We start from the raw sequence: 18389 nt of genomic DNA, 5'->3' as shown, positions 1-18389 counted from the left end.
CCCCCAAGTGTCCGTTAGGTCCCTGACCTGCGGAAAGGGTAAAAAGTCCTCACTTCTACCAGAAGCGGGCGCCCAAGGGGCTGCCGGACTGGCTGCCCACCGCCCGCATCACCTTCCCGAGCGGGCGGTTCGCGGACGAGATCTGCCCCGGCGAGCCCGCCGCCGTGATCTGGGCCGCCAACCTGGGGTGCCTGACGTTCCACCCCTGGCCGGTCCGCCGCACGGACACCGAGCACCCCGACGAGCTGCGGATCGACCTCGACCCGCAGCCCGGCACCGGCTTCGCCGACGCCGTCGCGGTCGCCCACGAGCTGCGCGCGCTGCTGACCGAGCACGGGCTGCGCGGCTGGCCCAAGACCTCCGGCGGCCGTGGGGTGCACGTCTATGTGCCGATCCGCCCCCACTGGACGTTCACCGAGGTCAGGCGGGCCGCGATCGCCGTGGCCCGGACGCTGGAACGGCGGCTTCCGCAGCGGGTGACCGCCGCCTGGTGGAAGGAGGAGCGCGGCAGCAAGGTGTTCGTGGACTACAACCAGATGGCCCGCGACCGCACCATCGCCTCGCCCTACTCGCTGCGCGCCCGCCCGCGGGCGACGGTCTCCACGCCGCTGCGCTGGGAGGAGCTGTCCGCCGCCGAGCCCGAGGACTTCGACCTGCGGACCGTCCCGCCCCGGTACGCCGAACTCGGCGACGTGCACGCGGACATGGCCGAGCACGCCTTCGGTCTGGAGCCGCTACTGGAGCTGGCCGACCGGTACGCAGCCGACGAGGGCCTGGGCGACCTGCCGTATCCGCCGGACCACCCGAAGATGCCGGGCGAACCGGCCAGGGTGCAGCCGAGCCGAGCCCGCAAGCACTAGAAGGCCCGTCGCCCGCGGTCCCGTCCGGCCGCCCTTCGGTGCCCGGGAGTGTGGCGTTCGGAGCAATTGCGGGGGCCGTTGGAGTGGACGCGCGCCGTGTCTGCGCGGAAACGGACGGTGCGAGGTACCCATCACGTGTCCGATTTCCTGCCAACCAGGAGAAACGCAATGCGTAAGTTCATAGGCCGTTCCCTGGCCGCCGCGGCCCTCACCGCCGCAACCGTTGTTCCGGCCGCTGGTATGGCCTCGGCCGCCCCCCAGAGCCAGAGCGTCGTGGCGAGCGGCGACCACGGGCGTGGCGGCAATCACGGCCGCAACCACCGTCACCACGAGTGCCGGCACCACCACTTCCGCTTCGGTCACGAGGGGCGCGAGGGCCATAAGGGCCGTGAGGGCAGGCGGGGCGAGGAGCGCCGTTTCCTGCTGTTCCGCCTGGGACACATCCTCCGCCACATCTTCGGCTTCTGGTTCTGACCGGAAGTAGCCCGGCGGGCCGCCGCAGTTGAGCAACTGCGGCGGCCCGCCGCTGCCGGTCCGGCGCCGCGGACCGGCGGGCCGGGGTCAGACCGCGGCGCCCGACTCCTCGGCGCGGCGCCGGAGTTCCTTCTTGTCCGGCTTGCCCACGTCGGTGAGCGGCAGCGCGTCGACGAAGGTGATCCGCGCCGGCTCGTACATCGCGCCGCGGGCCTCGCGCACCATGGCGCACAGCCGCTCGGCGTCGAGGTCGCTGCCGGGGGTGCGGACCACCGTCGCGTGCACCCGCTCCATCCGGTCGGCGTCGCGGACGCCGTAGACGGCGCTCTGGAGCACCTCCGGGTGGGAGTTGAGGAGGTCCTCCAGCTCGGTGGTGTAGACGTGGCCGCCGACCACGACGATCATGTCCTTGATCCGGTCGACGAGGGTCAAGTAGCCCTCGTCGTCCAGGAATCCGACGTCGCCGGTGTGCAGCCAGCCGTCCCGGAGGACCTCGGCGGTCAGCTCGGGCTGCTTCCAGTAACCCTGCATGATCATGGTGGAGCGGACGCAGACCTCGCCGTGCTCGCCGGGCGGCAGATCGCGGCCGGACTCGTCCCGGATCACCACCTCGACGTCGTCGAGCACCTTGCCGGCCGAGCGCAGCCGGTCGGGGCGCTCGGGGTCGTGGTCCTCCGCGCTGAGCACGCTGACGCCGCCGGCCTCGTTCTGGCCGTAGCCCTGCACCAGCACCGGGCCGAACGTCCGTACCGCGTCGGCCAGTCGGGCCGGGGACGCCTGGCAGCCGCCGTAGGTGACCGTGCGGAGGCTGGAGGTGTCGGTCGCCGGGCGGTCGGGGTGGTCCATCAACTGGTAGAGCAGCGGCGGCAGCAGGAACATCGAGGTGATCCGCTCGCGCTCGATGGTGGCCAGCGCCTCCCCGGCGTCGAAGTCGTCGAGGAGGACGACGGTGCCGCCGGAGTGCAGGACGGTGTCAGCCATGTAGCCGGCTCCGTGGGCGAGGGTGGTGCACACCAACTGACGGTGCTTGACGCCCTCGAAGTCCGGGAGGGCGCCGCTGAACCAGCGCGCCTGCTCGAAGGTGGTGCAGATGCCCTTGGGGTGGCCGGTGGTGCCGCCGGTGTGGCGGATGGTGCAGATGTCGTCGGGGCGCGACGCGGCGGCGAGCGGCTCGTCGCTCTGACCGGCGGCCAGCTCCAGCAGGTCCGTGCCCAACTTGGCCGGGCCGAGCACCAGCACGTCCGGGACGGGCGCCAACTCGACCAGTTCCGCGGCCCGTTCGGCGAGGCGCGGGTCGACGATCAGCGCGCGGGTCTCGACGTCGCGGACGATCGCGGCCTGGGAGTCGGCGGAGAGCTTGTTGTAGAGGTGGTTGATCCGGGCGCCGGCGAGGTTGGCGGCGTAGCGGGCGGCGATCGTCTCGGGGAGGTTGCCGCTCAGCAGGGTGACGGTGGTGTCGCGGCCGACGCCGCGGTCGCGCAGGGCGCGGGCCATGCGCAGGACCAGGGAGCGGAACTCGCCGGCGGTGACCCGGCGGCCCTGGTGGACCAGGACCTCGCTGTCCGGGTCGCGGTTAAGGGCATCGAGGTTCTCCTCCACGTATATGCGGAACGAGCGGTCGGATATGGGCATCGGGGGCTTCCTCCTGACCCCGGCGGCGCGTGCGGTGCGCCGGGGCGCGACTAGCGAATATTGGTTGCCTCCAGCAACTAATCTCAGGGTAGACCCAAGAGATCGACATCTCCAACTCGGGAGCCCCTCAGGGGGCGTTGTCCGGCCAACCGGCAGTGGATCAATATCGCCAACCCGGTCGCCCCGCCGGGGGAGCGCGGCGCATAATGCTCCATCCGGTTCGGTCCCCGCCCTGGTGGGCCGCGCTCTGCCTGCGGGTTCGTCCGGTGTGGAGGGATGATGGAGGGCAGCGGCAGCACGGCAGGGCCGGCCGTGCACGGAGCGCCACGGCTGTCGGCCTGGCAGGCCGGCGGAAGGAGTGCCTGGATGGGTGCGACCGACGCGTCCCCTGACGCTGTCGCCCAGGCCGGGGCCGGGCCGAGCCAGCCCGGTGGGCTGCTGGACCTCCTGGGTGTGGCCGCCGTCATGCTCGACGCAAAAGGCCGGATCGCGCTGTGGAGCCCGCAGGCCGAGAAGCTCTTCGGATGGAGCGCGCAGGAGGCCCTCGGCCGGTCCGCCGTCCGGCTGCTGGTCAACCCCGAGCACGTCGATCTGGTGATGCGCCTGTTCGCCGGGGTGATGGCCAGCGGCGAGAGCTGGGCCGGGGTCTTCCCCGTCCGGCACAGGGACGGCAGCACCCGGCTCGTCGAGTTCCGCAACATGCGCCTCCAGGACGAGCACGGTGCCTCCTACGCCCTGGGCATCGCCACCGACCAGTCGGTGCTGCGCGAGGTCGAGCGGGACCTGGCGCTGTCGGTGCGGCTGGTGGCCCAGTCGCCGATCGGGCTGGCGGTGCTCGACACCGATCTCCGCTTCGTCATGGTCAACCCGGCGCTGGAGCGGATCAACGAGCTGCCCGCCGAGCAGCACATCGGGCGGCACGTGAGGGAGGTGCTGTCGTTCCTGGAGACCGACGCGATCGAGGAGCGGATGCGCGAGGTGCTGGCCACCGGCCGGCCGCTGCTGGACGACTTCTCCGTCGGCCCCACCGCCGACCACCCCGAAGCGGACCTGGCCTGGTCGGTCTCGTACTACCGGCTGGAGGACGCCAACGGGCGGGTCCTGGGCGTGGCGACCTCGGTCGTGGACGTCACCGAGCAGCACCGGGCGGCCACCGAGGCGGCCCGCGCGCGACGGCGGCTGGCGCTCATCGCGGACGCCTCGGCGTCCGTCGGCACCACCCTCGATGTGGGCCAGACCGCCCAGGAGTTGGCCGATGTCATCGTGCCGGAGCTCGCCGATCTGGCCGCCGTCGACGTCCTCGACGCCGTCCTGGACGGCGGCCGGCCCGCCGCGCTCACCCGCGGCGCCCCGGCCCGTTTCCGGGCGCTGGCGGTCGCGGCGGCCGGCGAGACGCCCGCCGTCCGGGCCGCCGACCCCACCGGGGCGCTCGCCGCGTACGAGACCGAGCGGTTGATCACCCGCTGCGTCACCGAGGCCCGCCCGGTGCTGGTCGCCGAGGTGGGCCCGGAGGAGCGGCGGCACATCGCCGCCGACGGGCAGGGCGCCGAACTGCTGCGGGAGGCCGGGCTGCACTCCTACCTGGCGGTGCCGCTGATCGCCCGCGGCGAGGTGTTGGGCGCGCTGTCGCTCTACCGGACGGACAACCCGGTGCCGTTCGACGAGGACGATGCGGTGCTCGCCGTCGAGCTGGCCGCCCGGGCGGCGGTCTGCATCGACAACGCCCGTTCCTACCAGAGCGAACGGCGCACCGCGCTCACCCTCCAGCGGCACCTGATGAACCACCGGCCGCCGCAGCCCACCACGATGGACATCGCCTACCGCTACCAGCCCGCCCAGGCGGCCAGCGAGGTCGGCGGCGACTGGTACGACGTCATCCCGCTCGCCGGCGACAAGACCGCGCTGGTCGTCGGCGACGTCATGGGCAGCGGCATCAACGCGGCCGCCACCATGGGGCAGTTGCGCACCACGACCCGCGCGCTGGCCGACCTCGACCTGGCGCCCGCCGAGCTGCTCAACCACCTCGACCACATCGCCGGCGGGCTCGACCCGGCCTTCGCGACCTGTCTCTACGCCGTCCACGACCCGCACCGCGAGGAGTGCGTGATCGCCATCGCCGGCCACCTCCCGCCGGTCGTGGTGCGCCCGGGCCGGGCGCCGGAGCTCCTGGACCTGCCCACGGGCGCCCCGCTCGGCGTGGGTGGCGTCGGCGAGGTGACGTTCGAGCAGACCACCGTGCCGTTGCGCGCCGGCGATCAACTGGTGCTCTACACCGACGGTTTGATCGAGACCCGCGACCAGGCCATCGACGCCCGACTGGACCGGCTGCTCGACCTGCTCGCCGAGCCCGAGCGGCCCCTGGAGGCGCTCTGCGACCGGCTCCTGGGCGAACTGCGGCACGGCAACGACCATGACGACGTGGCGCTGTTGATCGCCCGGATCCAGGGCGGCGGCTGATTTTCCCGCCCGGGAGGGTGGCGGCGGCGAAAGTAGTGGGGCCGTCCGCCGAAGAATCCGCAGTGCGTCAATCGTCCACGGAATCCGCGTGGATGGCGACTTTGTGGCGTGGATAAGCGAGTTTGTGGTGCTGTTGGCTGCGGATTTCGTTGCCATCAAGCCTTAATGAACTCTTGACGGGAGGGTCCTGCGGGGGTTGTATTCCGGTCACCGAAGCGGCCCCCGCAGTGCATCTGGTGCGACCGCTCACCGGCACCTTCCCCGCGTGCCGCCCGCTCCCTGCCCGCCAGCACCGATGGGACCCGGATGACCGATATGCCCACCAGGCCAGTTGCCACCGCCGCCCCGGCACCGAAGGCCCGGACCGCGACATCTACGGACGGCCCCAAACTCACCCGGTCGATCGGTGTGGTCGGCGGCACCCTGCTCACCCTGTCCTGTCTGACCCCCGCGTCCTCGCTCTTCGTCATCGTCCCGGACTCGTTCGCCACCCTGGGCACCGGCACGGCACTGACCATTGCCATCGCGGCGGTGCTGTGCGTGGGCGTCGCCTTCGCCTACTCCGAACTCGGCACCCTCATACCGAGTTCCGGCGGCGAGTACGCCATGGTCGGCACCCTGATGGGGCGGCTCGCGGGCTGGCTGGTCTTCGTGCTCTCGCTGATCGTCGTCATGATCGTGCCGCCGATCATCGCGCTGGGGACCGCCGACTACCTCGCCCCCGTCGTCCACCTGGACAAGCAGACGACCGCCTCCGCGGTGATGCTGCTGGCGACCGCCATGGGCCTGCTCGACCTGCGCGCCAACGCCTGGATCACCGGCATCTTCCTGGTACTTGAGGTGATCGCCGCGGCCGTCGTGGCGTTCCTCGGCTTCAGCCACAGCCAGCGGTCCGCGGCCACCCTCGTCCACCCCGTCATGGACGCCGGACACGGCACCAGCACCGCGGTCACCGGTGGGCTGATCGTGGCCGGGCTCGCCACCGCGCTCTTCATCCTCCAGGGCTTCTCCACCGCGGTGTACCTGGCCGAGGAGATGGAGAACCCGCGGCGCAACGTCTCCCGCACCGTGCTGTGGACGCTCGCCATCGGCGCCGCCGTCGTCCTCGTCCCGGTCGTCGCCATCACCCTCGGCGCCCCCGACCTCAAGACGCTCGCCGCCGGTGACGTCGCCGGCATGGTGCAGGGCTGGAGCAACTCCGCCGTCGGCACCTTCGTCAGCCTCTGCATCGCCCTGGCCATCATCAACGCGGCCATCGTGATGGTGATCCAGAACTCCCGGGTGGTCTTCTCCTCGGCCCGCGACGGCGCCTGGCCGAACCCGGTCAACCGGATCTTCTCGCACGTCGGCAAGCGCTTCGGCTCCCCCTGGGCGGCCACCCTCGCGGTCGGCGTCCCCGGCGCCGCGCTGTGCTTCGCCACCCTCGACACCCTCAACGAGGTGACCGGCGTCGCCGTCGCCGGCATGTACGTCTTCGTCGCGCTGGGCGCCCTGGTCTCCCGCCGCGGCGACCACAAACACCGGCTCGCCTGGCGGATGCCGCTGTGGCCGGTGGTCCCCGCGCTGCTCGTCCTCGTCCTGGTCTGGGTGCTGTGCCAGCAGAGCGTCAGCAGCCTGCTGATCACCGGCGGGCTGATCGCGGTGGCCGCCCTCTACTGGGCGCTCTACCTCCGCCCACGGCAAGAAAGCCACTGGGTCATCTCGGTCCCCGAGGACGAACTGGCCGCGGCCGCCGAGCCGGCCCGGACCTGACCGCCCGCCCTCAGCGGCCGGCGCCCGGTCGCGCCAGCGCGAGCGCGTCCAACAGCAGGCACACGTGGTCGACGGCGTCCCGCCCGGCGGGGCCGTCGGCCACGCCCGTGTCGTCCAGCAGACCGGCGGTGTCCCGCAGCAGCGCCAGCAGTTCCGCGCTCACCGGCGCCGCGGGCTCCGGGGGCGCGAGGGCGGAGCGGATCTGCTCGCCGCTGAGCGGCAGCCCCGTCTCCAGATGGCGGAACAGCGCGACGGCGGTCCGCTGGTCGGCGTCGTTCGGCCGCCACGCTCCGCGCGCATGGTGGTCGATGAGCTCGGCCGCCCGGGCACGGATCTCCTCTGCTGCAACATGCATGCCCACGAACGTCTCATACGCGCCCCGCGGCCCTTGGAGCGGCCCCCGGCGCCCGCCGGACGTCCCCGCGCCCGGCCCGACTCCCGAGTAATCCCCGCTGACCTGGCGCATTGTCCGCGGCGCCGGGACTGCCCCGCAGATCGTCGGCCGGTGCGCAACCGTCCGGGCCTGTGGGAAGAGTTACACATACCCGACAGGGGAGCGCACGCCCGTAGAGGGAAAACCTACCGAGAGGTTTTACTGACGCTGGTGTGCGCAGGTTCTCCGGGTCGCTGCGCTGCGCGGCAGCGGCTCGCCCACCGTAGGGGGGAGGTGTAGAAAGAGGACATGGCCGGACGCTACGGCCGCCCGCGTTCGGTTCTGAGGATGCGAACTGTCGCTGGCCAGGTCTTTCTCCTGCAGGTGGCGATCGTGGTCCTGCTCGTCGCCGCTGCCATCGCGGCCCTGGTGCTGCAGTCCGGGACCGACTCCGAACGGGAGGCCCGGAACCGCTCGGTCGCGGTGGCCCAGGGCTTCGCGAACGCCCCCGGCATGGAAGCGGCCCTCAAGAGCCCCGACCCCACCGCCGTCCTCCAGCCCCGCGCCGAGACCGTCCGCAAGGGCTCCGACGTGGACTTCCTGGTAGTGATGAACACCCACGGCATCCGCTACACCCACCCGATGACCAACCGCATCGGCAAGAAGTTCGTCGGCACGCTCGGGCCCGCGCTGGCCGGCCATGTGGTCACCGAGGAGACCACCGGCACCATCGGGCCGCTCGTGCAGGCCGTGGTGCCCGTCGTCGGACACGACGGCAAGGTCGTCGGCCTGGTCTCCGCGGGCGTCACCCTCAGCAAGGTGAGCGGCGTCGCCGACGACCAGTTCCCGCTGCTGTTCGGCTCCGCGGCCGGCGTGCTGCTGCTCACCACCGGCGGCACCGCCCTGGTCAGCCGGCGGCTGCGGCGCCAGACCCACGGGTTGGGGCCGCAGGAGATGACCCGCATGTACGAGCACCACGACGCGGTGCTGCACGCGGTCCGCGAGGGCGTGCTCATCGTCCGCGGCGACGGGCGGCTGGTGCTCGCCAACGACGAGGCCCGGCGGCTGCTCGACCTCCCGCCCGACGTGGAGGGCCGCCAGGTCGCCGAGCTGGGCCTGGACCCGGCCACCGCGGCGCTGTTGGAGTCCGGCCGGGTCGTCACCGACGAGGTGCACCCGGTCGGCGACCGGCTGCTCGCGGTCAACCAGCGCTCCACCGGCGACGCCGGCGGCCTGCCCAGCAGCGTCACCACCCTGCGCGACACCACCGAACTGCGGGCCCTGACCGGCCGCGCCGACCTCGCCCGCGGCCGGCTGCGGCTGCTCTACGACGCCGGCACCGAGATCGGTACCACCCTCGACGTGGTGCGCACCTGCGAGGAGTTGGCCCGGTTCGGCGCCGCGCGGTTCGGCGACATCGTCACCGTCGACCTGGCCGAGTCCGTCCTCAAGGGCGAGGAGCCGGGGGCCGCCGGGCCGGCCGTGGCGATGCGCCGCACGGCCGTCGGCGGCGAGGTGCCCGACGGGTCGCTCTACCCGGTCGGCGAGCCCGTCCGGTTCGCGCCGACCACCGCGCTCGGGGTCCGGCTGCCGGTCGGCGAGCCGGTCCTGGAGCCCGACCTGGCCGCCTTCTCGGAGGTCTCCGGCTGGCAGCGGCAGGACCCCGAGCGGGCCCGGCGGATCGTCGCGCACGGCATCCACTCGCTGATCGCGGTCCCGCTGCGGGCCCGCGGCGTCATCCTGGGCGCGGCGCTGTTCTGGCGCTCACGCACCCCCGAGCCGTTCGACGAGGAGGACCTCTCGCTGGCCGAGGAGCTGGTCGCCCGCGCCGCGGTGAGCATCGACAACGCCCGCCGCTACACCCGCGAGCACACCATGGCGGTCACCCTCCAGCGCAGCCTGTTGCCCCGCGCGCTGCCCGAACAGAGCGCCGTGGACGCCGCGTTCCGCTATCTGCCGGCGCAGGCCGGGCTCGGCGGGCTGGGTGGCGTCGGCGGCGACTGGTTCGACATCATCCCGCTGCCCGGCGCCCGGGTCGCCCTGGTCGTCGGCGACGTCGTCGGCCACGGCCTGCACGCCGCCGCCACCATGGGTCGGCTGCGCACCGCCGTCCACAACTTCGCCAACCTCGACGTCCCGCCCGACGAACTCCTGTGGCACCTCAACGAGTTGGTGACCCGCATCGACCAGGACGAGGGCACGGACGGGACCGGCGAGGGCCCCAAGTCCCCGATCACCGGTGCCACCTGCCTCTACGCCATCTACGACCCGACCGCCGGCGTCTGCACGATGGCCCGTGCCGGGCACGTCCAACCGCTGCTGGTGCGGCCGGACGGCGGCGCGGAGTTCCTGGAGGTGCCCGGCGGCCCGCCGCTCGGGCTCGGCGGAATGCCCTTCGACACCTGCCGGTTGGACCTTCCGGAGGGCAGCGGCCTGGTGCTCTACACCGACGGGCTGGTCGAGGACCGCGGCCGCGACATCGACGCGGGCATGGCACTGCTGCGCCGCACCCTCGGCTCCGGCCCCGGCCGCACCCCGCAGGCGATGTGCGAGGCGGCGCTCGGCGCGCTGCTGCCGGATCGCCCGGCCGACGACATCGCCCTGCTGATCGCCCGCACCCGGCGGCTGGACGCGGCCCGGATCGCCGACTGGGACGTCCCCGCCGACCCGTCCGCGGTCGCCCAGGTCCGCGCCGCCGCGGTCCGCAAACTGGCCGAATGGGGGCTGGACGACGAGGCGTTCACCACCGAGCTGATCCTCAGCGAGCTGGTCACCAACGCCATCCGGTACGCCAGCGGCCCGATCCGCGTCCGGCTGATCCACGACCGTTCGCTGGTCTGCGAGGTGGCCGACCGCAGCAGCACCTCGCCGCACCTGCGGTACGCCGCCACCACCGACGAGGGCGGCCGGGGGCTGTTCCTGATCGCGCAGCTCGCCGAGCGGTGGGGCACCCGTTACACCGGCGACGGCAAGGTGATCTGGACCGAGCAGGCGCTGCCGGACCCGGCCCGGGTCCCGGTGGCGACCGGCGACCCCGGGCACTGACCGGCGGGCGGGGCGGCTGCTAACCTCCAGTTGCGCGGTGCGCGCAACTCGGCGCGTAGGGAGGCCAGTTGGGGAGCGTCGGCCTTCGGGCGGGGAGGGGCGCAGTCACATGACCGGTGGGGAGCGTCCGGCCACCCGGCGCCGGCGGGAGCGGATGGTGGAGTTGCTCGGCGCGGGCGACGGCAGCGTGCACGACCTCGCCGCCGCCTTCGGGGTCTCGCTGTCCACCGTCCGCCGCGACCTGGCGGCGCTCGCCGAGGGCGGCCGGATCACCCGGACGTACGGCGGCGCGCTCGACCACCGGGCCGTCGAGCGGTCCTGGCACGACAAGGCCCGGGAGCACCGCACCGAGAAGGCCGCCATCGCCCGGGCGGCCGCCGGCCTGGTCCGCAGCGGCGACGTGGTCCTGTTGGACGCGGGCACCACGGCGGCCCGGCTGGCGCACGAGCTGCGCGCCCGCGGCGACCTCACCGTCGTCACCAACGGGCTGTCCACACTGGTGGAGTTGGCCGACGCGGAGGTGGAGGTGGTGGTGCTCGGCGGCCGGCTGCGGCGGCCCAACGAGTCGCTGCTGGGCATCCGCACCGACCAGGCGCTCCGCCGGCTCACCCCGGACCTCGCCTTCCTCGGCGTGGACGGCCTGGACCCGCGGCGCGGGGTCAACTGCCCGGACGCCGAACAGGCGGCGCTGAAGGAGACCATGGCGCAGTGCGCGCGGGCCGCCTGGGTGCTCGCCGACGGCTCCAAGCTGGGCGGGGGAGGAGGGTTCCCGTACTGGGCGGAGATGCCGCAGGGGACGGGACTGATCTCGGGGGCGGGGGGAGATCGGGACGGCGGCGACGGTGCGGGGGGCGAGCGGCGGCTGGCGGCGTACGAGGCCGCGGGCTGGCGGGTGCTGTCGTGCGCGGAGCGGCCGGACGCCGCGGGGCGCCCGGATGCGGCGCAGCGGCCCGACCACCGGGAGCCGTAGCCCTCGGCGGCGCACGCCCCTTGACAGGTCCTCCTGGCCGCCGCCACCCTCGGTGCGTGTATCGCGCAACTCGTCCGCGCGGTCCGGTCATTGTGGTGCTGGCGGCGGGAGGGGAGCCCATGGCCCAGGTACTCGTGATCGGCGACGACCTGACCGGCAGCAACGCCACCGGCGCCCGCTACGCCCGGCGCGGACTGCGGGCCGTCACCGTCGGCGACCCCGCCCGGGCGGCCCACTACGCCCCGCTGGTGGACGTCCTCGTCGTCAACACCGCCTCCCGGCACTGGCCCGCCGCCCGCGCCTACGCCGCCGTCCGGGCCGCCGTCGAGCGCGCCTGCGCCGCCGAGGAGCCGGCCCTGGTCGTCAAGCGGGTGGACACCACGCTGCGCGGTAACCCCGGCAGTGAACTCGACGCGGTCGCCGACGCGTTGGCGACCCGCACCCCCACCGCGACGCTGCGCACCCTGGCCGTCCCCGCCTTCCCGGACGCCGGCCGCACCACGGTCGGCGGGCTGCACCTCGTCGACGGGGTGCCGCTGACCCGCACGGCGGTGGCCCGCGACCCCTTCGACCCGGTACGGCACTCCCGGGTCACCGCCATCCTCGGCGGGCAGAGCCGACGCACCCTGGACGAGCTGCCGTTGGATGTCGTGGAGCGCGGTACCGACGCGGTGGCCGCGGCGCTCCGGGCGAGCCGGGCCGAGGTGGTGGTCTGCGACGCCACCGAGAACGCCCACCTGGGGACGGTCGCCCGGGCCGCCGCGTCCCTCGCCACCGCGGACGGCATCCGCTGGCTCGCCCTGGACTCCGGGCCGTTCGGCGCCGCCCTCGCCGACGCGCTCGGCATCCGCCCCGCGGCGGCCCCGGTGCGGGTGCTCGCCGTCGTCGGCAGCGTCACCGACCGCACCCGCGACCAACTCGCCCGTGCCGAGGCGACTCTTGACGTGCGATGGGTCGGACTCGATCCGGAACACCCCGACGCCGGGCGGGCGTTGGTCGGGTTGCGCGCAGCGGCCGCGGAGGGCGCGACCGTTCTCGGTGTCAACGTGCTGTCCACTGACCGCAGTTCGGCAAAGGCGGCACCCGATCCGGAGAGCGCCGCGGGCCTGCTGCGCTGCCTGGCCGAGGTCGCCCGGCGCGCGGTGGCCGAGCTGCGCCCCGGCGGACTCTACGCCTCGGGCGGCGATGTCGCCGCCGCGGTCACCGCCGCGCTGGGCGCCGACGGCTTCGCCATCGACCGCGAGGTGCTGCCGCTGGCCGTCGCCGGACACCTGGTCGGCGGCGCCCACGACGGACTGCCCTTCGCCACGAAGGGCGGGCTGATCGGCGGGCCGGACGCGGCCCGCGACTGCCTGGAACACCTCCGCGCGGCCGGCACCCGCACCGCGCCCCCCGCGCGCCCACCCCGGAAAGGCGACAGATGACCACAGCAGACACGGCGGACCGTCAGGAGCCGAAGGACCGTCAACGTCCCCTACTCGCCGTCACGTTGGGCGATCCGGTCGGCATCGGTCCGGAGATCACCGCGCGCACCCTCGCCGATCCGGCGAGCGCCGGGCTCGGGCGCGGGCTGGCGGTCGGCGACGCCGCCGTGCTGCGCCGCGCCGTCGAGGTCTGTGGGCTCGACGTCCGGGTCAACCCGGTCGGCGCGCCCGGCGAGGCGCGGTTCGAGCCCGGCACCATCGACGTGCTGGACCTGGGCATCGCCCCCGCGGACCTGCCCTGGGGGCGGGTCGACGCGGTCGCCGGCCGCTCCGCCGTGGCCGCGATCGAGGCGGCGACCCGGGCCGCGCTGGCCGGCGAGGTGGACGCCGTCGTCACCGCCCCGATCAACAAGGAGGCCATCTGGGCGGCCGGTTCGCGGCACCTGGGACACACCGAGATGCTCGGCGAACTGACCGGCGCCGCCCGGGTGGACACCATGTTCGTGGTCCGCGGCCTGAAGATCTTCTTCACCACCCGCCACCTCGCGCTCCGCAAGGCCCTGGACCAGCTCACCGAGGAACGGGTCGGCGCGAGCATCCGGCACGCGGTCACCGCGCTGCGGGTCTTCGGCCACGACCGGCCCCGGCTCGCGGTCGCCGCCGTCAATCCGCACGGCGGCGAGGGCGGGCACTTCGGCGACGAGGAGGTCACCGTGCTCGGCCCGGCGGTGGCCCGGGCGGCGGCCGAGGGCCTGGACGTGACCGGGCCGGTCCCCGCCGACTCGGTCTTCCACCAGGGCCTCGAAGGCCGCTTCGACGGGGTGCTGTCGCACTTCCACGACCAGGGCCACATCCCCGCCAAGACCGTGGACTTCGCCGGCACGGTGTCCGTCACCGTCGGCCTGCCGATCCTGCGGACGTCCGTGGACCACGGCACCGCCTTCGACCTCGCCGGCAGTGGGCGGGCCTCGCACGCGACCATGACGGCCGCCTTCCGCGCCGCCGCCGACCTCAGCCGCCACACGGACCGGATCCGCGCCGCCTACGGGACGGCAGCCGCCCGATGACCGACGCTCCCCGGGCCGGCGACGCCACGGGCGGCGCCGCGCCCCCGGCCAAGCGCTGGGTCTATGTCATCCCGGTCGCCGCCCTCATGTACATGCTGGCGTACCTGGACCGGAACAACGTCTCCGTCGTCCTCCCGTACCTGCACGGCGACCTGGACCTCTCCAACGCCGACAAGGGTCTGGCCGGCGGCATCTTCTTCGTCGGCTACGTCTTCCTGCAGATCCCGGCGGCGGTGCTCGCCCAGCGGTGGAGCGCCCGGAAGACCGTCCTGATCCTCATGGTCGCCTGGGGCCTGTCCGCGATGCTCTCCGGACTGGTGCAGACCCGGGCCCAGTTCTACGCCGCGCGGTTCGTGCTGGGCTTCTTCGAGGGCGGCGTCTGGCCGGCCGTGCTGATCCTCCTCGCCTCGTGGTTCCCGCTGCGCGAGCGGGCCCGCGCCAACGCCCTGTGGATGGCCTGCCTGCCGCTGTCGTCGGTGCTGATGGCGCCGCTGTCCGGCTGGATGCTGGACCACGCGAGTTGGCGCTGGGTGCTCGTCCTGCAAGGGGTGCCGCCGCTGCTGTGGGCGGTGGTCTGGTGGTTCGCGGTCGCCGACCGTCCCGCGCGGGCCCGTTGGATCTCCCGCGCGGAGGCCACCCACCTGGAGCGCGCGCTCGCCGCCGACGAGGCCGCCAAACCCCCTGCGGGCGGCGGCTCTTACCTCGGCGCGGTCCGCCAGCGCTCCGTGCTGGTCCTGATCGGCGTCTACTTCTTCTGGATCACCGGCTTCTACGGCTTCAGCCTGTGGCTGCCGGCCGTCATCAAGGAGCTCACCCACGACGGCTCGGCCACCGAGGTCGGGCTGCTGACCGCGATCCCCTTCGCCGTCGCCCTGGCCGTGATGATCGCCAACGCGGCCTGGTCCGACCGCACCGGCCGCCGGCGGCAGGCGGTCGCCCTGCCCCTGGTCGTGGGCATCGTCACCCTCCTCCTGGGGCAGGCGGTGCACGGTGCGCTGCCGCGCATGGTGCTGCTCTGCCTCACCGCCGCCGCGGTCTACGCGCCCTACGGCCCCTTCTGGGCGATCCCCGGCCAACTCCTCCGCTTCGAGGTGGTGGCGGTGGCGATGGGCCTGATCAACGCGCTCGGCAACCTCGGCGGCTTCGCCGGCCCGTACCTGGTGGGCTGGCTCACCGACCTCACCGGGAGCAGCCTGACCGGCTTCGCGGTGCTCGCCGCATTCCTGGCCGTTGCGGTCATTCTGGTGACGCTCGGGTTGCGACCGGCGTCGTCCTTGCCTCCGGGGCGCGCCCCGGAGACCCCCGCGCCGACCCTCAACTCCGCGCCATCCGAGGAGAGGTGACGGAGCGAAGGTTCGGTGCGGACGGGGGTGGGGTGCGGTGGTCTCGGGGGCGGCTCACGCGATTGGTGGCAATGCAGGTTTTAACGGCTTTCGCCAGGGTGATTCCTGAAAAGGTCGATATCCCCCCTCGTTACTCCTGAGGAGCAGACATGCGCATCCGCGCCGCGATCGCAGCCAGCGCCCTGGCCGCCACCATCGTCCTGGGTGGGGCGAGTGCCGCCCTCGCCGGTGGGAAGCACCACCATCACAAGGGCTGGTTCGCCGGATACTCGTTTGACGCGGCCGTCATCGATGGCAACCCGGTCTTCCACGAGGGTGCCCACAAGGGCGGCTTCGAGCACGGCAAGGGGCACCACGGCCTGAAGTGAGCGGCATAGCTCCTGCGCGACGTCATCGGACACAGCAACAGCGGATGCCGGTCGGGAACCACCTGCGGGTGGCCCGGCCGGCATCCGTCGTCTGGGGCGCCGGATCGCCGGCCGCGCGCTCAGGCGTCGGACGACGGCTGGTGCGGGGGGATTTCGGGGAGCGCGTGCAGCGCCAACAGGCCGCGGACGAAGCCCTTCCGGTCGGCCGCCGGGAGGCCGGCGAGCAGGCGTTCCTCGCCGCGTTGGATGTCGGCCTGGACGGCGTCTCGTAGGCGGCGCCCCTCGGGGGTGAGGGAGACGAGTCGGACCCGACGGTCGGCGGGGTCGGGGCGGCGGCGGATCAGGCCGCGGGATTCCAGGTCGTCCAGGACCGGGATGATCCGGGTCTTGTCGGCCCGGATGGCCTCGGCGAGGGCGGCCTGGGTGCGGATCGGGGTCGCGTCGAGGCGCAGCAACACCGAGTAGGCCCACATGGTCAGGCCGTGCGCGTCCAGCACCGGACGCTCGGCGTCCACCAGGGCGCGGCTCAACGGGACGAGCATCGCGGCCAGATCGGGGCGGGCGCCGGCCCGTCCGGTGGTCGGGGTGTCCGCGGGGTCGGTGTGCTCGGGCATGCACAGGAAAATACCCCTTGACAGATGATGTGCTCGCGCGCATCGTAAGCGCATGCATATGAATAGCGAACGGGACGCGGAACTGGACCGCCTGCGGGGGCTCAGCGCCCGGGCGGTGCGCGACAGTGTGGCGCTGGTGGATCGGTTGGCCCCGGGGGACCTGTCCCGGCCGACGCCGTGCGCGGGGTGGGACCTGGCGGCGTTGCTCGGTCATCTGACGGCCCAGCACCGGGGGTTCGCCGCCGCGGCGCGGGGGAGCGGGCGGGAGCTGAAGCACTGGGCGGTCCGGCTGCCCGGTGAGGACGTCGCGGTGGCGGCGGGCGAGTACCGGCGCGCGGCGGAGGACGTCATCGCGGCGTTCGCGGCGCTGGACGACCCCGAACGCCCCTGCACACTCCCGGAGTTCACCGGTGAGCAGACCTTTCCGGCCGTGCGGGCGATCGGCTTCCATTTGATCGACCACGTCGTCCACGGGTGGGATCTGGCGCGCACCCTGGAGCTGCCCTACGACCCTGACCCCGAACTCCTCGGCGCGGCCCTGCCGCTCGCCCGCGCCGTGCCGGACGCCGAGAACCGGCTCGCCGACGGGGCCGCCTTCCGGCCCGGCCTGCCGGTGAGCGGGGAAGCCGGGGCGCTGGACCGGATCCTCGCGATGTTGGGGCGGGCGCCGGACTGGCGGGCGCCGGTGGGGAACGCGTCACGCGGGGAGGGTAGGACGTCCGACGTCCGGTAGTCGGCGCACTGTTGCCGCATACGGGGGAGTCGGGCTGCGGGCCTCGGTCAACGGGCGGCTGATTTCGGCTCGTTCCTCTCTGGAACGTTAACAGGGCGTTCATCAAACTGTTGAAGCGGATAGGGGTGGGTGGGCGCCGCGCGGGACCGGGTCGGGCGCCGCGCAGCCGGCAGCGGCGCGACGGAAGGAAGGCACGCGATGGGCAGGGCCACGGCCGTCAACGGCGTACTCGACGTACCCGTCATCGACATCTCCGCCTGGGCCGACGGGTCCGCCGCCGGCCGGGCCGGCATCGCCGCGGAGGCCGATCGGGCGGCGCGCACCGTCGGATTCATGCAGATCAGGGGGCACGGCATCCCCGACGACGCGGCGCAGACGTTCGCGGCGGCGCTGGACGCGTTCTTCGGTCTCCCGATGGCGGCGAAGAAGGCGCTGCGCGCCCCGTCGCCGGACGTCAACCGCGGCTACACCCCGCCGCGCACCGAGCAGCTCAGCCTGAGCCTGGGCGTCCCCGCGGCGGCCCAGGACCTCTTCGAGGCGTTCAACGTCGGGGCGGAGGCCGCCGCGTTCCCCGGGCTCGACCTGCCCGAGGCGCACTATCCGGCCAACATCTGGCCCCAACTTCCGGGATTCCGGGCCGCGGTGGAGGAGTGGTGCACCCAGGCCGGCGGGCTCGCCAGGCGGCTGACCGGGATCTTCGCGCACGCCCTGGGGCTGGCGACGGACCACTTCGCGCCGTTCACCGACCACTCCCTCGACGTGCTCCGGATGAACAACTACCAGCTCCCCGAGCGCGCACTCGTCGTCGACCGTGACCAGATGGGAATGGGTGCCCACACCGACTACGGCATCGTCACCGTGCTGTGGGCCGACCGGGTCCCCGGACTCCAGATCCTGGACACCGCTGGGCGCTGGCACGACGTGCTGCCCGAGCCGGGGTGCCTGCTGGTCAACCTCGGTGATCTGCTGGCCCGTTGGACCAACGACCGGTGGTTGTCCACCCTGCACCGGGTGCTGCCGCCGAACGATGCCGGAGGGCGGGTGGTGCGCCGGCGCTCCGCCGCGTTCTTCCACGACGGCAACTGGGACGCCGAGATCAGTTGCCTGCCCCATTGCGTCCCCGCCGGCGCCGCGCCGCTCCACCCGCCCACGACGGTCGGCCGGCACCTCGCCGAGAAACTGGCCGGCTCGCGCGCCGGAAGGCCCAACGCCAACTCCCCCCGCGAGGCCGCCCGACTGCGTGCGGCCCGGGGTGAGTGAGCGTCAATTCGGGTCGA

At 73.5% G+C, this 18389-nt stretch carries 14 protein-coding genes and 1 pseudogene; 12 read left to right on the top strand and 3 right to left on the bottom strand.

The annotated features are described in order from the left end of the window. Positions 1-38: 38 nt before the first annotated feature. Together PV796_RS05475 and PV796_RS05470 are read left to right on the top strand one after the other, a co-directional pair. Positions 39-860, top strand: a pseudogene (locus PV796_RS05475) (DNA polymerase domain-containing protein); the annotation flags it as partial. Between the two features lie 168 nt (positions 861-1028). Continuing rightward, positions 1029-1334 carry a hypothetical protein gene (locus PV796_RS05470; RefSeq protein WP_274911770.1) on the top strand — a complete coding sequence of 102 codons (306 nt, stop codon included), beginning with the start codon at positions 1029-1031 and terminating at the stop codon, positions 1332-1334. Between the two features lie 87 nt (positions 1335-1421). On the opposite strand, the gene PV796_RS05465 is transcribed toward PV796_RS05470, so the two are convergent. Continuing rightward, positions 1422-2966 (bottom strand): AMP-binding protein, encoded by a 1545-nt coding sequence (locus tag PV796_RS05465; protein ID WP_274911769.1) that lies wholly within the window; start codon positions 2964-2966, stop codon positions 1422-1424. Positions 2967-3332: 366 nt separating this feature from the next. Between PV796_RS05465 and PV796_RS05460 the strand changes: the two genes are divergently transcribed. Both PV796_RS05460 and PV796_RS05455 read left to right on the top strand, forming a co-directional pair. After that, on the top strand, positions 3333-5423 hold the full coding sequence (locus tag PV796_RS05460) for a SpoIIE family protein phosphatase (protein WP_274911768.1): 2091 nt from the start codon (positions 3333-3335) through the stop codon (positions 5421-5423). 306 nt (positions 5424-5729) lie between these two features. Beyond that, positions 5730-7175 carry an APC family permease gene (locus tag PV796_RS05455; protein ID WP_446750561.1) on the top strand — a complete coding sequence of 482 codons (1446 nt, stop codon included), beginning with the start codon at positions 5730-5732 and terminating at the stop codon, positions 7173-7175. 10 nt (positions 7176-7185) lie between these two features. On the opposite strand, the gene PV796_RS05450 is transcribed toward PV796_RS05455, so the two are convergent. After that, positions 7186-7530, bottom strand: coding sequence for a hypothetical protein (locus PV796_RS05450; protein WP_274911767.1), 345 nt, complete (start codon positions 7528-7530; stop codon positions 7186-7188). Between the two features lie 327 nt (positions 7531-7857). On the opposite strand from PV796_RS05450, the gene PV796_RS05445 reads away from it, so the two are divergent. The 6 genes from PV796_RS05445 (at position 7858) to PV796_RS05420 (ending at position 15765) form a co-directional block, all read left to right on the top strand. Further along, the gene (locus PV796_RS05445) at positions 7858-10593 is read left to right on the top strand and encodes a SpoIIE family protein phosphatase (protein ID WP_274911766.1); all 2736 of its coding nucleotides are present in this window, start codon (positions 7858-7860) and stop codon (positions 10591-10593) included. 109 nt (positions 10594-10702) lie between these two features. Then, positions 10703-11563 (top strand): DeoR/GlpR family DNA-binding transcription regulator, encoded by an 861-nt coding sequence (locus tag PV796_RS05440; RefSeq protein WP_274911765.1) that lies wholly within the window; start codon positions 10703-10705, stop codon positions 11561-11563. Positions 11564-11682: 119 nt separating this feature from the next. Beyond that, positions 11683-12987 carry a four-carbon acid sugar kinase family protein gene (locus PV796_RS05435; protein WP_274911764.1) on the top strand — a complete coding sequence of 435 codons (1305 nt, stop codon included), beginning with the start codon at positions 11683-11685 and terminating at the stop codon, positions 12985-12987. Next, complete coding sequence (gene pdxA, locus PV796_RS05430) at positions 12984-14054, top strand: 4-hydroxythreonine-4-phosphate dehydrogenase PdxA (RefSeq protein WP_274911763.1); 1071 nt, start codon at positions 12984-12986, stop codon at positions 14052-14054. Before PV796_RS05435 ends, pdxA begins: the two co-directional genes overlap by 4 nt. Then, the gene (locus PV796_RS05425) at positions 14051-15397 is read left to right on the top strand and encodes an MFS transporter (RefSeq protein WP_274911762.1); all 1347 of its coding nucleotides are present in this window, start codon (positions 14051-14053) and stop codon (positions 15395-15397) included. The genes pdxA and PV796_RS05425 overlap by 4 nt, the downstream gene beginning before the upstream one ends. Positions 15398-15546: 149 nt before the next feature. Next, positions 15547-15765: a hypothetical protein gene (locus tag PV796_RS05420; RefSeq protein WP_274911761.1), complete on the top strand. Its 219-nt coding sequence runs from the start codon at positions 15547-15549 to the stop codon at positions 15763-15765. 119 nt (positions 15766-15884) lie between these two features. Here PV796_RS05420 and PV796_RS05415 read toward each other — a convergent pair whose 3' ends face one another. Then, complete coding sequence (locus tag PV796_RS05415; protein ID WP_274911760.1) at positions 15885-16379, bottom strand: MarR family winged helix-turn-helix transcriptional regulator; 495 nt, start codon at positions 16377-16379, stop codon at positions 15885-15887. 52 nt (positions 16380-16431) lie between these two features. Here PV796_RS05415 and PV796_RS05410 point away from each other — a divergent pair, with 52 nt between their 5' ends. Next, positions 16432-17112 (top strand): TIGR03086 family metal-binding protein, encoded by a 681-nt coding sequence (locus tag PV796_RS05410; protein WP_274911759.1) that lies wholly within the window; start codon positions 16432-16434, stop codon positions 17110-17112. Positions 17113-17310: 198 nt separating this feature from the next. Further along, positions 17311-18372 (top strand): isopenicillin N synthase family dioxygenase, encoded by a 1062-nt coding sequence (locus PV796_RS05405; protein ID WP_274911758.1) that lies wholly within the window; start codon positions 17311-17313, stop codon positions 18370-18372. Positions 18373-18389: the final 17 nt, after the last annotated feature.

Source organism: Streptomyces sp. WZ-12 (genome assembly GCF_028898845.1).
Classification (GTDB): Bacteria; Actinomycetota; Actinomycetes; order Streptomycetales; family Streptomycetaceae; genus Streptomyces.
This window is presented reverse-complemented; position numbering and strand designations above follow the sequence as displayed.